Below are 12916 nucleotides of genomic sequence, written 5' to 3'. Positions count from 1 at the left end.
GGCTTCGCAAAGCGAAGCCGGGTGAGGGGTCTCTCTCTTCACGAGCGGCCGTGCGAGTGGACACATACCCCTCATCCGGCGCTTCGCGCCACCTTCTCCCGCAAAGGGAGAAGGAAGATGGCTACACCACCTTGCTTGATCCCTGCGTGATCAATCTCGCCGCGCGCTGGTCCCGCGCGTAGATCCAGAGCCAGCTCAGCGCAACACTGAGGCGGTGGCGCAGGCCGATCAGGAAGTAGATGTGGGCGATGCCCCAGATCCACCATGCGATCGCGCCGCGCAGCTTGAAGCGGCCGAAGTCGATCACTGCGAGGCGCTTGCCGATCTGGGCGAGGCTGCCGGCATGCTTGTAGCGGAACGCGCCCTTTGCCTCGCCTCGCAGCCGCGCCTTGATGGTCTCGGCGACGTGACGACCCTGCTGCTTCGCCGCCGGCGCGATGCCGGGCACCGGCTTGCCGTCCCAGGCGTTGATGCTGACGGTATCGCCGATCGCAAAGATCTCGGGATGGCCTGGTATCGTCAGGTCGTCTTCGACCTGTACGCGCCCGGCGCGATCGGCCGGCGCGTCCAGCCATTCTGCGGCGGGCGAGGCGCGCACGCCGGCCGCCCAGATTCGGGTCTTGGCCTCGAGCAGCTTGCCGCCGAACACCACGCCCTCACGATTGATCTCGGTGACGGCCTGCCCCAGCACGACCTCGACGCCGATCTTCTCCAGCGAGGCCTGCGCGTAAGCTGAGAGGTCGTCGGCAAAGCCTGCGAGCACGCGCGGCCCCGCCTCGATCAGCACCACGCGCGCCTTGGTCGTGTCGATGTTGCGGAAATCGCCGGGCAGCGTGTGGCGCGCCATCTCGGCAATGGTGCCGGCGAGCTCGACGCCGGTCGGGCCGGCGCCGACGATGACGAAGGTCAGCCGCGCCGCGCGCTTGGCTGGATCGGTCTCGCGCTCGGCCCGCTCGAACGCCACCAGGATGTGGCGGCGCAGCGTGGTGCCGTCCTCCAGCGTCTTCAAGCCAGGTGCGAACTGCTCCCATTCGTCGTGGCCGAAATAGGCGTGCCGCGCGCCGGTGGCGAGCACCAGCGTGTCGTAAGGCACCTCGCTGCCGTCGTCGATCAGCACGCAGCGCCTTGCCGCATCGACGCCGCTGACCGTCGCGAACAGCGTCGTCACCTCGGGCCTGTCTCGCATCAGGTGGCGGATCGGCCAGGCGATCTCGCTGGTCGCGAGCGAGGCGGTCGCGACCTGGTACAGCAGCGGCTGGAACAGATGATGATTGCGGCGGTCGATCAGCGTGATCTCGACCGGCGCACCCGCAAGCCGGTAGGTCGTCTCCAGCCCGCCGAAGCCGGCGCCGACGATGACGACGCGATGCGGTGTCGTGGTCATGATGTGCCCTCGAATCTCGCTGCTCCACACTCCCATTTAAGTGCGGATCGGACACTGCGGTCCAATAGCTGTCATCAATCGCCGCATAGGCCGGATGTATCGATCGGGCGCGAAAAAGCGCCGCAGGGTTGGTCGAAGTGAGTAGAATTATATTTCTTGCCATCGCCGATTGGGGCGAAATATGGTGCAGCAGCGGCCGCTGAGCCATTGGCGGCGCGACAGATTTTGCGTTCAATAGAGACAGGCTCGGGGCGGCGATCACCCCGTTTTCCGGGACCGATAATAAGGAGGGGAGTGGTTATGAGGACGGCATTCTGGCTGGCGGGCGCAGCGGCGCTGGTGCTGGCGAGCCCGGCTTTCGCCGGTGACACCATCAAGATCGGTTTCGTTTCGACCTTCAGCGGCCCGACCGCCGTGATCGGCAACGACATGCGCAACTCCTTCGAGCTCGCGCTGGACCACATGGGCCGCAAGATGGACGGCAAGCCGGTCGAGGTCATCTACGAGGATGACGGGCAGAAGCCCGATGTCGGCAAGCAGAAGACCGAGAAGCTGGTGCAGTCGGACAAGGTCGATTTCATCGTCGGCTACATCTGGTCGAACGTGCTTTTGGCCTCGCTGAAGACCGCGGTCGACTCGCAGACCTTCCTGATCTCGGCCAACGCCGGCCCGTCGCAGCTCGCCGGCGAACTCTGTTCGCCTTACGTGTTCTCGACCTCCTGGCAGAACGACCAGACGCCGCAGGCGATGGGCCTCTACATGAACCAGAAAGGCGTCAAGAGCGTGTTCCTGATCGGGCCGAACTACGCGGCCGGCAAGGACATGCTCGCGGGCCTGAAGAACACGTTCAAGGGCGAGATCAAGGGCGAGGAATACACGGTGTGGCCGAGCCAGCTGGATTTCTCCGCCGAGCTCTCCAAGGCGCGCGCCTCGGGCGCGGAGTCGATCTTCGTGTTCTATCCGGGCGCCGCCGGCGTGCAGTTCCTCAATCAATATGCGCAGGCCGGCCTGAAGAGCACGATGCCGCTCTACACCGCCTTCACCGTCGACGAGCTCTCGCTGCCGCTGCAGAAGGAGAACGCGCTCGGCGTTCCCGGCGCGCAGGAATGGGTCAACGACCTCCCGAACGAGCAGAACAAGCGCTTCGTCGCCGACTACCGCAAGAAATATCCCGGCCTGCGCCCGACCTATTACGGCGCGCAATCCTATGACGCCGCCCAGCTCATCAACAGCGCGGTGGTCGCGGTGAAGGGCGACACCAGCAAAAAGGACGCAATGAAGGCCGAGATGGAGAAGGCCAACTTCAAGTCGCTGCGCGGCGCGTTCAAATACGGCAAGAACCACATCCCGGTGCAGAGCTTCTATCTCCAGGACGTCGTGAAGGACGCCGAAGGCCAGCTCTCGCTGAAGACTGTCGCGACCATCGTGGAGAATGACCAGGATCGTTTCCACGACAAGTGCAAGATGAAGTGAGGTGTTAGCCACGCGCGACGTTGCCCCTTCTCCCCTTGTGGGAGAAGGTGGCGCGAAGCGCCGGATGAGGGGTATCTCTCCGCAGATTCCCTGCGAGAGTGATCGCACGGATAGAGACCCCTCACCCGTCTCGCCGCTTTGCGGCGAGCCACCCTCTCGCACAAGGGGAGAGGGGAAGAAGTGCCTACACTCTTGGCATGCTGACGGGCCGCACTTCGCGGGCCTGGGCTGCTAGCCTGATGCCGGCATTCGCCGCGCCAAACCCCTGATAATCCCTGCGCTCGACGATCTCGAAGAAAAACCGCTCGTCGAAAATGTGGGTGTAGACCTGGAAGAACTCGCCGTCGCCCTCGCGGTCGTAGAGGATGTGGTTGGCGCGCAGCTGCGCCATCAGGTCGGGTGCGAGGTCGTATTTGGCCTCGATGTCGTCGTAGTAATTGGCGGGGATATCCAGGAAATCGGCGCCGCGCCTGCGCATCTCCGCGACCGTCGCAAAGATGTCCCGGCACGAGAACGCGACGTGCTGCACGCCCGAGCCGAAGAACTCCGAGATGAAACGTGCCGGCAACGTCCGGTTGGCGGAGGAGCCGTTGAGCACGAAGCACAGGCTCTGGTCGGCGTTGATGATGGCCTGGCTCTGCACGAGGCCTCGGGGATCGGCGATCTCCATCTGCGGCAGGCGCTTGAGGTCGAGGATGCCGGTGTAGAACAACAGCCAGGACAGCATCTCGTCATAGGGCATCGACTGCGCGATGTGATCGACCGCGAGCAGCGCGTCCGCGCCTTCGTCGCTCGCAACAGGCTCGAAATCCGTGTCCCAGTTCTTGCCGGCCTGGTCCAGGAAATACAGCAGGCTGCCGCCAACGCCATGGATCGCCGGGATTTCGAGTTCGCCCGGTCCGACCGGCTGGTAGAAGGTGCGCGCCTTCAGCATCTCGGCGCGCTGCATGGCAAGGCCGGCATTGTCGACATCGAGCGCAATCGCGCAGACGCCGGGCCCGTGCGTCACATAGTGCGAATGCGCGAACCCGTCGGTCTCGCTGTTGATGACGAGCTCGACCTTGCCCTGCGACCAGCGCTCCACCGCCTTGCTGCGATGCGCGCCGGTCTTGCGGAAGCCGAGTTGCGAAAACAGGCGGCCGAGCTCGCCCGCCTTGGTCTCGTTGACAGCAAATTCGACGAACCCGGTGCCGCGGCTCTTCGCCTTCGGCGCCAGCGGCTCGGCGGCGAATCTCGGCCAATCCGGCGCAAGCTGGTCTTCCAGCAGGATCAGCGAGCGCAGGCCGTCGAGCGCGGTCTGCGCGGCCGAGCCGGCGCGGAACTGGTCGTTGAATATCTCCAGTGACAGCGGCCCGGCATAGCCGGTTGCCGCGATCGCCGCCATGAACTCGCCGACCGGCAGATCGCCCTGGCCGGGGAAGGAGCGGAAGTGCCGGCTCCACGACAGGATATCGAGATCGAGCTTCGGCGCGTCGGCAAGCTGGACCAGAAAAATCTTGTCGCCGGGGATCGAGGCCATCGCACGGGTCGGAAAGCCCGGTGCCAGGGCATGAAAGCTGTCGAGGATGACGCCAATCGCGGGATGATCGGCGCGGCGCACGATCTCCCAGGCGTCGCGATAGTCGTTGACATGGCGTCCCCAGGCCAAGGCCTCGTAGCCGACGCGCAAGCCGCGCTTGGTGGCGCGCTCGCCGAGCTCACGAAAATCGTCCGCGGCGCGGTCGATGCCGCCGAGCGAGGTGGGCGAGACGTTGGAGCAGATCAGCAGCAGATCGGTGCCGAGCTCTTGCATCAGATCGAACTTGCGTTCCGCGCGGGCAAAGTTGCGCGCGCGCTGCGGCTCGGGCATGCCTTCGAAATCGCGGAACGGCTGGAACGCGCAGATCTTCAGGTTGAGATCGCGGCAGAGCTTTGCGATGTCGCGCGGGCCGGCGCCGAACGACAGCAGATCGTTCTCGAAGATCTCGACCCCGTCGAAGCCGGCGGATGCGATGGCGCGGAGCTTCTCGTCGAGGGCGCCTGAGAGGGAGACGGTTGCGATCGAGCGCTTGTTCATGTTGCCTGCTCCATGATCCGCCCCGGTGAGATTTTTTGGCCCGTGCGTGCCGCTTCGCTGACGGCGTCGACGACGGCGAGTGTCGCTGTCGCATCCTGGACCGGAATCAGAGGCTGTTCGCGGCCTGCGATCACCGCCAGGAAATGCCGGAGCTGTTCAACGAGTGGATCGTAAGCGGAGAGTGCGACGGGCTCGCGAACCAGCAGTGCGTGCCAGCCGGGATTTTGTGGATAGGACCACAGCTCCATGTTCGGCACCGACAGCGAGCCGCCCGTGCCGGCGAGGATGTAGCAGGGCTGATCCTGCTTCGGATACGCGGCGTTCTCGCCCGAGGTCAGCTCCCAGCTCCACGGTGCGGGCGTCGCGTCGGAGACCGTCATGGTTCCGAGCGCGCCATTGGCGAAGCGCAGCAGCAGCGCGGCCGTGTCCTCGACGGCAAAGCCGCGCACCATGTTCGACGTCAGCGCCTGCACATCGGCGATCTCGCCGCAGATGAAGCGGAGATTGTCGATGTCGTGAATCAGATTGATCAGCAGCGGCCCGCCGCCGTGCTCGCGCCGCCAGGCGATCTCGAAGTAATCGTCGGGCTTCTTCAGCAGCCACAGCCCGGCCACGGCGGTGAGCTGGCCGAGCTTGCCGGCCACGACGGCCTCGCGGGCGGCCTTGATGATGGGATTGTGGCGGCGATGGTGGCCGACCAGCATCGGCACGCCGCTGCGCTTGGCTGCCTCGCAGAGACGACGTGCCGCCGCGACGCTGTCGGTCACCGGCTTCTCGATCAGCGCGGGCACGCCCGCCTCCACGCAGTCGAGCGCCATCTGAAGATGGAGCGCGTTGGGCGAGGCGATGATCAGGCCATCGGGCTTTTCCTGCTCCAGCAATGCGCGGTGATCGGCGTACCAGGGCGCGTTGCGTGCTTGCGCGAATTCCCTGGCCGCAGGCGAGGGGTCGGCAATGCCGGCCAGCACGCAATCCCCGGAGGACTGGATCAGTTCAATGTGGCGGCGGCCGATCAGGCCGGCGCCGGCGACGGCGATGCGCATACGCCCGCTCATGCCGCGCTCTCCTCCATGGCACCGCCGAGGAAGAGCTGGCCGATGCGCGGATCGTTCAGGATGCGCTTGGCGTCGTCGACCATGCGGGTCTGACCGAGCTCGAGCACGATGCCGATGTCGGAGATCTCCAGCGCCGAGCGCGCGTTCTGCTCAATCATCAGGATGGTGACACCACGGTCGCGCAGGCTCTTGAGGATGTCGAAGGTCTGCTGCACCATCAGCGGCGACAGGCCGATCGAGGGTTCGTCGATCAGCACCAGTTTTGGCTCGAGCAGCAGCGAGCGGGCAATCTCGAGCTGCTTCTGCTCGCCGCCTGATAGCGTGGACGCCTGCTGCGTCGATTTGCGGCGCAAGGCGGGGAACAGATCGAGGGCCGCCTCGATCCGCCTGGGCAGGTCGAGGCCTTTGTCGGCGGCGACGCCGCCGAGCTCGATATTGTGGCGCACCGACAGCTCGGGGAAGATGTTGCGGCCCTGCGGCACGTAGCAAATGCCGGCATTGAGCAGCGCGCGCTGGCTCAAATTGGTGACGTCGCGGCCGGCAAAGCTGATCTTGCCCTCGCGCAGCTTCAACAGGCCGAAGATCGCCTTGAACACGGTGGATTTGCCGGCGCCGTTCGGGCCGATGATCGTGGTGATGGTCGCCTGCGGCACGGCGAAATTCGTGCCGTTCAGGATCGTCATCTTGCCGTAGCCGCCGACGAGATTGTGAACCGAGAGGATTGGCTCGCTCATGATCGGCTCCTCAATGTCCGAGATAGGCTTCGATCACGGCGGGGTTCTTGCGGACCTCGTCGGGCCGTCCCATCGCCAGCACCTTGCCTTCCGCCATCACCATCACGCGCGAGCACAGCGACATCACGAACTCCATGTTGTGCTCGATCACGACGAAGGTGGCGTTCTTCTCGCGGTTGATCGCGACCAGGCGGTCCTTCAGGTCCGCCAGCATCGACGGGTTGACGCCGCCGGCGGGCTCGTCGAGCAGCACCAGGCGCGGGCCGCCCATGAAGGCCATGGCGGCGTCTAGCAGTTTTTGCTGGCCGTAGGACAATCCGCCGGCCGGCTCGTCGGCGAGATGATCGAGCTTGAAGAAGCCGATCATCTGGTTGGCAGTCTCGGTCAACCCGGCATCGGAGCGGCCGACCAGGCGCGAGGCCATGTTGCCCTGGTGCTCCTGGCCCGCGAGGATCAGGTTCTCGCGCACCGAGAGCTTTGGAAACACCTGCAGCAGCTGGAAGGTGCGGCTAACGCCGAGCTTGTTGAGCTCGGACGGGCGGAGGCCCGTGACGAGCTTGCCGTCGAGCCTGACCTCACCGCCCGACGGCGTGAGCTGACCGAGGATGCAGTTGAACAGCGTGGACTTGCCGCAGCCGTTCGGACCGATCAGGCCGAGGATCTCGCCCTCGCGGACGTCGAAGGAGACACCGTCGACGGCGCTGATACCGCCAAAGTTCTTCTTGATATCGGTGACTTCGAGCACCGCACTCATTGCACCGTCTCCAGGCGGGATTTTGCGACGGCGCGCAGCGCGGAGGCCGCCTTGGTCCGGCGTTCGGCGAGATAGCGGTCGAGGATTCCCAGAATGCCGGTCGGCGACCAGATCAGCAGCAGCATCACCGCCACCGCGTAGAGCATCAGATAATAGCCTTCGGTGAAGCGCAGCCATTCCGGCAGCAGCACCGCGATCATCGCGCCGAGGAAGGGACCGAAATAGAAGCCAGCGCCGCCGACGATCACCATCATCAGGAGATCGAGCGAGAGCGACAGGTTGAAGGGCACGGGGTCGATATATTGCGTCAGCGGCGCATAGAGCGCGCCGGCGACGCCGCCGAGCGCCGAGCCGATCGCGAACGCCATCAGCGTGTAGCGCCTTGTGTCGATGCCGAGCGATTGCGCGCGCAGCGGATTCTCGCGCAGCGCCATGAAGGCGCGGCCCCAGGGCGAGCGGATCAGCCACCACACCGCCAGCGACACGATCGCGAGCGAGCCGAGGCAGACATAGTAGAACGGCAGCGGCTTGTTGGTCGCGAAACCGAAGATATGCGGACGCGGGATGTTGGAGATGCCGTAGATGCCGCCGGTGAGCCAGCTCTCGTTGCGGAACACGAGGAAGGCGAGGGTGGAGAAGGCCAGGGTGACGAAGGCGAGGTAGTGATGCTGCACGCGCAGCGCGGGATAGCCGAGCACCCAGCCGACTGCGAAGCTGAGCACGATCGCAACCAGGATCGCCGCCGGCAGCGGCCAGCCATGGGTGGTCATGATCGCCGCCGCATAGGCGCCGATGCCGACGAACGCGCCCTGCGCCAGCGAGACCTGGCCGGCATAGCCGAGCGTGAGGTTCAGCCCCATCGCGGCGATGGTCATCACCGCCCATTGGCTCAGGATGAACAAGCCGTAGCGGTTGAAGTTCATGGGAACGATGATCAGGCCGGCGATGACAATGAGGCCGAGCGCGATCTTCAGGGGCTTGGCAAAGCTGCTCATACCGTGCGCTCCTCTGCGCGGCCCAGCAGTCCTTGCGGCCGGAACAGGATGACGACGATCAGGAAGATCATCGGCACGGCGGCGCGGTACTGCGTCGAGACATAGGCGGCCGCGAGATTGTCGAGCACGCCGATCAAAAGGCCGCCGGCGATCGCGCCGCGGACCTGGTTGAAGCCGCCGACGATCGCCGCGATGAAAGCCGCCTGTCCCAGCACCTCGCCGGAGGAGAATTTTGCGAGGTAAATCGGTGTGATCAAAAGCGACGCCAGCGCGACCAGGAAGGCGTTGATCAGGAACGTCAGAAGGATCATCCGCTCGACCGGCACGCCGATGATGCGCGCGACCGTCGGGTTCTGCGCCGCCGCCTGCATCTGGTGGCCGAGCGAGGTGCGGTTGAGAAGGGCGGTCAAGCCGAACACGGCAACGATGGCGACGGCGAGGACGCCGATGCTTTGCAGCGACACCGCGTGGCCGAGGATGGAGATGTCACCGGTCGGCACGATCGAGGGAAAGGGCGAGGCCTCGGCGCTGAAGAACTGCTTGACGGCTTCCTTGAGGCCGATCGCGAGCGCCATGGTCGCGATCGCCAGCGGCAGCACGCCATGGCGCATCATCGGATCGACCAGCAGCATCTTGAAAGCGAGCCCGAGCAGGATCATCGACAGCAGGATGCCGAGGATGATCGCGAGCCAGAACGGCGCGCCGGCATGCATCGCCGCCAGCATCAGGAACGCCGGCAGCATCACGAACTCGCCTTGCGCGAAATTGATGGTCTGCGAAGTCTGCCACAGCAGCGTGAAGCCGACCGCGACCAGCGCATAGATCGCGCCGGTGGCCAGTCCCGCGACCAGAAGATCGAATAGGTTGGACATGTTCCCCTCTCGTGTCCCGTCTCCCTCGCCCCGCTTGCGGGGAGAGGGGGAATCTCCGCGAGGTCGCTGATGGTTGGACTCGCGGAGGCTCCCCCTCACCCGGATCGCATATTGATGCGATCCGACCTCTCCCCGCAGGCGGGGAGAGGTGAAGGAGACCTCACTTCACCTTCGGTAGCACCTGCTTCACCACCTGCTTGCCTTCGACCACCTCGACCAGGAAGCTCTGGCGATCGATGTCGCCGGTGTCGCTGAAGGTGACGTCCATCAGAATGCCCGGCTCGTCCGCGGCCTTGATGGTGAGGCCGTGCAGCGTCTCGGCAAACTTCTTCGGGTCGACCTTGCCCATCTTCTCGGTGGTGGCTTTCACCATGTAGACGGCGAGATAGCCCTTCAGGCCGTTATGGTCAGGCACGTAATTGTACTTCTTGGAGAACTTCTCGCGGAATACCTTGATCAGGTCGACCGGGGCATCGGTGGTGAGGCCGACATGGCCGCGCGCGCCGTTGGCCGCATCGCCGGCGAGCTCGATCACCTTCTGGCCGATCAGCGTGGTCTCGCCCATCAGTGGCGCGGTGACGCCCTGGCGCTTCAGCTCCTTGAGGATGCGCGCGCTCTCTTCCTCGTTCAGGTAGACGAACACGGCATCCGGATTGGCGGCCTTGATCTTGCCGACGTCGGCGGCGAAATCGGCCTGGCCCGCTTCGGTCGAGAGGTCGGCGACCACCTTGGAGCCGAGCCGGTCGAGCTCCTTGACGACGACGTCGCGTCCGCCGCGGCCGAAGTCGTTGTTGACCCAGACCACCGCGACCGTCTTCGCCTTCATCTCGTCGTGGATGTATTTCGCGACCTTCGGCATCGAGGATTGCTGGCCGAACGAGGTGCGGAACAGGAATTTGTTGCCGGCCTGCGTCAGCTCGGCGGCTTCGCCGCCCATGATCTGCGCGATGCCCGCTTCGGCGGCGAGCGGCGCAGTGACCTTGACCGAGCCGGAATAGCCGGGTCCGAGCAGCACATAGGGCTCGGCGTCGAGCGCCTTCTGCACCTGGGCGCGGGCGACGCCGGGGTTGGATTGCGAGTCGGCATGGCTGACTTCCAGCTTGCGGCCGAGCACGCCGCCCTTGGCGTTGATCTCCTCGATCGCGAGATCAATGCCGTTCTTCCAGTTGGTGCCGACGGTGGCGCCGCCGCCCGAGAGCTCGGCGACGTTGGCGAGCTTGATGGCCTGGGCGTGGACGCTGGTTGCAGTCGCGAAGGCAAGCAGGGCGCCTGCCAGCAGGGTCGATTTCATGGCTTCTCCTCCCATTTTTCGTCGAGATTGTCCGCGGCCTTGTGTCGGCCGCTTCGGTTACGCTGCGTGATAGGCCGAGCTTCGTGCCGCCATCACCTCGTCGAATGCCTGTCCCATGATCTCGGTCGATGGGGCAAGGCCCGTGAACAGTTCGAAGGCGTCGGCCGCCTGATAGATCGCGAGCTCCCGCCCGGTCATGATCCGCGCGCCCTTGGCTTGTGCCGCGGCCAGCAGCGGCGTGATCAGCGGCGAGTAGACGGCGTCGGCGACCCACAGGTTTTCGCGCAGCAGCGAGGCTGGGACCGGGATGTCCCGGTTCGGCAGCATGCCGACCGGCGTGCCGTTGACGAGGCCGGTTGCGCCACGAAGCGCGTCTTCCACGCTCGTAACCACCCGCGCGCCGCCGTGCCTGGCCAGCAGCGCGGCGAGTTTTTCGGCGCGTGCCGGCTCGCTGTCGAAGATTCGGAGGTTCGTCACTTTCAGGCTCGCCAGCGCAAAGGCAATCGCCTTGCCGACGCCGCCGGTGCCGATCACGGCCACCGCATTTCCGGAAGACGCCAGCAGCGGCGCGACGGCGCGGGCAAAGCCGGTCGTGTCGGTGTTGTGGCCGATCAGCCGGCCGTCTCTCACGACGACGGTGTTGACCGCCGCCATGGTCGCCGCAGCCGGTGCCAGCTCGTCGAGCAGCGGCACCACGGCCTCCTTGTAGGGGTAGGTGACGTTGACGCCGGCAAAGCCGAGCCGCCGCACGCCCTCGAGCATCATGCGAAGCCCGGCCGCATCGGCGCCGGCGACCTCGATGAGCTGGTAGTGGCCGCGCAGGCCAAGCGCTTCGGCGGCGCGCTCATGCATGGCGGGGGACGCGGAATGCGCGATCGGCGCGCCGATCAGGCCGGTGAGGAGCTTCTTGCTGGCGGCGTATCCGCGCTTGGACATGGTTCGCTATCGTCTCGTTGGGCCCGTTCGGTCCCGGCCATTAGCGGGGAAATCTCCGCAAGTCCAAGGGAGTTCCAGCTGCGACGATAGTCTTTCCCCCGCCTAACACAATTACCCTTTTATCCGACAAACCTAACATGATGTTATTTCTTCCGTCCGCGCGCACCGGCGGCCTTGCCGTTGCCGCGGGACGGCTCGACCGCCCGCATCTCCGCGCGCAGCGACTCGATGAAAGACTCGGCATGGAGCGACAGCGGCGCGCCGCGCTTGACCGCGATGTAAGTATCGAACCGCGTCGGCTCGGTGATCTTCAGAAGCTCGATCCCGGGATAGCCGCCATGGGCCACGGTGAACTGGTCGATGATGGCGATGCCGAGGCCCGCCTTCACCAGCGCGCAGACCGTGGTGCCGAAGCGCGCGCGGATGGTGATGTTGTAGGCGAGACGGTTGCGGGCAAAGATCTCGGCCATGATCCGCCCGTAGGGATCGTTGGGATCGATGCCGATCAGCGGATAGCGGGTGATCTCGGCGGCCGAGACCTGCTTGCGGCCGGCAAGCTCATGCCCCGGCGGCACGATGCAGTACAGCTCGCCCGAGGCCAGCGGCATGAAGTCGAGTCCGGAATGCTCCAGCCGGTAGCTCATCGCCACGCATTCGCCGCGGCCGAGCATGAGATAGTCGATGGCCTCCTCGAGCTTGAGGATGTTGATGTCGATGCCGAGATCGGGATAGCGGCGGCGGACGCGCTCGATCGCGCGGGGCACCATCACCTGCGAGATGCTGGGCACCGAGCCGATGCGCAGCTCCGACAGGCCGCCACGGCCGATCTTGGAGATGATCTCTGAGAGATCGTCGACCTTCTTGTAGACGCCGTTGATCTGCTCGAAGATGTTCTCGGCTTCCGGCGTCGGGAAGTATCGCCCGTTCTGGCGCTGGAAGAAGCGGATGCCGAGCGAGCGCTCGGTGTATTTGACGAGGCGGCTGATCCCGGGCGCCGAGACGTTGAGCAGCTTCGCCGCACCGCCGATGGTGCCCGTCACCATCACGGCACGGATCACTTCAACCTGGCGCAGCGTCATCATGCTCGTGAAATGTCCTTGGCATCCGAAAGATGATCATGGCGGCAATCATCTCACGAGAGCTGCGCTGTCATCCAGCGGCAAGTGTGGGTGGATGTGGATGGCGGAGGGGAGCTTTTACCCTCTCCCCCTGGGGGCCTGTTGCGTAATTCGCCAGTTGTGATTCCCTAGGGCAAAGCCTTGGGGGAATGACGATGGCGGTGAAGCGGACAGGACAGCCGAGCTTTGTGGAAGCGCTGATGCCGAAGGGCGCCGGCGCCAATGCGGCGCTGGATCGGTTGGCTGGC

The 12916-nt window shown here is 65.2% G+C and carries 11 protein-coding genes; 1 reads left to right on the top strand and 10 read right to left on the bottom strand.

What is annotated here, in order from left to right:
- Positions 1 to 121: 121 nt before the first annotated feature.
- Complete coding sequence (locus GGD62_RS09985; protein ID WP_179739913.1) at positions 122 to 1384, bottom strand: NAD(P)/FAD-dependent oxidoreductase; 1263 nt, start codon at positions 1382 to 1384, stop codon at positions 122 to 124.
- Positions 1385 to 1684: 300 nt separating this feature from the next.
- Here GGD62_RS09985 and GGD62_RS09980 point away from each other — a divergent pair, with 300 nt between their 5' ends.
- Positions 1685 to 2857: an ABC transporter substrate-binding protein gene (locus tag GGD62_RS09980; RefSeq protein WP_026201746.1), complete on the top strand. Its 1173-nt coding sequence runs from the start codon at positions 1685 to 1687 to the stop codon at positions 2855 to 2857.
- A gap of 184 nt (positions 2858 to 3041) precedes the next feature.
- Here the strand turns inward: GGD62_RS09980 and GGD62_RS09975 are convergent, their stop codons facing one another.
- The 9 genes from GGD62_RS09975 to GGD62_RS09935 all read right to left on the bottom strand — a co-directional run bounded on the left by GGD62_RS09975 (position 3042) and on the right by GGD62_RS09935 (position 12632).
- Entirely contained in the window at positions 3042 to 4913 is a 1872-nt protein-coding gene (locus GGD62_RS09975) for a bifunctional sugar phosphate isomerase/epimerase/4-hydroxyphenylpyruvate dioxygenase family protein (protein ID WP_183708265.1), read from the bottom strand.
- Positions 4910 to 5968, bottom strand: coding sequence for a Gfo/Idh/MocA family protein (locus GGD62_RS09970; RefSeq protein ID WP_183708263.1), 1059 nt, complete (start codon positions 5966 to 5968; stop codon positions 4910 to 4912). Before GGD62_RS09970 ends, GGD62_RS09975 begins: the two co-directional genes overlap by 4 nt.
- The gene (locus tag GGD62_RS09965) at positions 5965 to 6702 is read right to left on the bottom strand and encodes an ABC transporter ATP-binding protein (RefSeq protein ID WP_018316867.1); all 738 of its coding nucleotides are present in this window, start codon (positions 6700 to 6702) and stop codon (positions 5965 to 5967) included. Before GGD62_RS09965 ends, GGD62_RS09970 begins: the two co-directional genes overlap by 4 nt.
- A gap of 10 nt (positions 6703 to 6712) precedes the next feature.
- Entirely contained in the window at positions 6713 to 7456 is a 744-nt protein-coding gene (locus GGD62_RS09960; RefSeq protein WP_183230905.1) for an ABC transporter ATP-binding protein, read from the bottom strand.
- Positions 7453 to 8451, bottom strand: a complete 999-nt coding sequence (locus GGD62_RS09955; protein WP_018316869.1) for a branched-chain amino acid ABC transporter permease — start codon at positions 8449 to 8451, stop codon at positions 7453 to 7455. Before GGD62_RS09955 ends, GGD62_RS09960 begins: the two co-directional genes overlap by 4 nt.
- Positions 8448 to 9323 (bottom strand): branched-chain amino acid ABC transporter permease, encoded by an 876-nt coding sequence (locus GGD62_RS09950; RefSeq protein WP_018316870.1) that lies wholly within the window; start codon positions 9321 to 9323, stop codon positions 8448 to 8450. Before GGD62_RS09950 ends, GGD62_RS09955 begins: the two co-directional genes overlap by 4 nt.
- A gap of 160 nt (positions 9324 to 9483) precedes the next feature.
- Complete coding sequence (locus GGD62_RS09945) at positions 9484 to 10614, bottom strand: ABC transporter substrate-binding protein (RefSeq protein ID WP_183235685.1); 1131 nt, start codon at positions 10612 to 10614, stop codon at positions 9484 to 9486.
- A gap of 57 nt (positions 10615 to 10671) precedes the next feature.
- Positions 10672 to 11550 carry a shikimate dehydrogenase gene (locus tag GGD62_RS09940; RefSeq protein WP_183708261.1) on the bottom strand — a complete coding sequence of 293 codons (879 nt, stop codon included), beginning with the start codon at positions 11548 to 11550 and terminating at the stop codon, positions 10672 to 10674.
- A gap of 143 nt (positions 11551 to 11693) precedes the next feature.
- Entirely contained in the window at positions 11694 to 12632 is a 939-nt protein-coding gene (locus tag GGD62_RS09935) for a LysR family transcriptional regulator (RefSeq protein WP_018316873.1), read from the bottom strand.
- Positions 12633 to 12916 lie beyond the last annotated feature (284 nt).

This window comes from Bradyrhizobium sp. ERR14 (genome assembly GCF_014198235.1).
In the GTDB taxonomy this organism is placed as follows: domain Bacteria; phylum Pseudomonadota; class Alphaproteobacteria; order Rhizobiales; family Xanthobacteraceae; genus Bradyrhizobium.
This window is presented reverse-complemented; position numbering and strand designations above follow the sequence as displayed.

What these genes read in the sequence shown, in the direction of transcription:
- GGD62_RS09985 (WP_179739913.1), bottom strand. Translation starts at nt 1,384, where the DNA reads ATGACCACGACACCGCATCGCGTCGTCATCGTCGGCGCCGGCTTCGGC.
- GGD62_RS09980 (WP_026201746.1), top strand. Translation starts at nt 1,685, where the DNA reads ATGAGGACGGCATTCTGGCTGGCGGGCGCAGCGGCGCTGGTGCTGGCG.
- GGD62_RS09975 (WP_183708265.1), bottom strand. Translation starts at nt 4,913, where the DNA reads ATGAACAAGCGCTCGATCGCAACCGTCTCCCTCTCAGGCGCCCTCGAC.
- GGD62_RS09970 (WP_183708263.1), bottom strand. Translation starts at nt 5,968, where the DNA reads ATGAGCGGGCGTATGCGCATCGCCGTCGCCGGCGCCGGCCTGATCGGC.
- GGD62_RS09965 (WP_018316867.1), bottom strand. Translation starts at nt 6,702, where the DNA reads ATGAGCGAGCCAATCCTCTCGGTTCACAATCTCGTCGGCGGCTACGGC.
- GGD62_RS09960 (WP_183230905.1), bottom strand. Translation starts at nt 7,456, where the DNA reads ATGAGTGCGGTGCTCGAAGTCACCGATATCAAGAAGAACTTTGGCGGT.
- GGD62_RS09955 (WP_018316869.1), bottom strand. Translation starts at nt 8,451, where the DNA reads ATGAGCAGCTTTGCCAAGCCCCTGAAGATCGCGCTCGGCCTCATTGTC.
- GGD62_RS09950 (WP_018316870.1), bottom strand. Translation starts at nt 9,323, where the DNA reads ATGTCCAACCTATTCGATCTTCTGGTCGCGGGACTGGCCACCGGCGCG.
- GGD62_RS09945 (WP_183235685.1), bottom strand. Translation starts at nt 10,614, where the DNA reads ATGAAATCGACCCTGCTGGCAGGCGCCCTGCTTGCCTTCGCGACTGCA.
- GGD62_RS09940 (WP_183708261.1), bottom strand. Translation starts at nt 11,550, where the DNA reads ATGTCCAAGCGCGGATACGCCGCCAGCAAGAAGCTCCTCACCGGCCTG.
- GGD62_RS09935 (WP_018316873.1), bottom strand. Translation starts at nt 12,632, where the DNA reads ATGATGACGCTGCGCCAGGTTGAAGTGATCCGTGCCGTGATGGTGACG.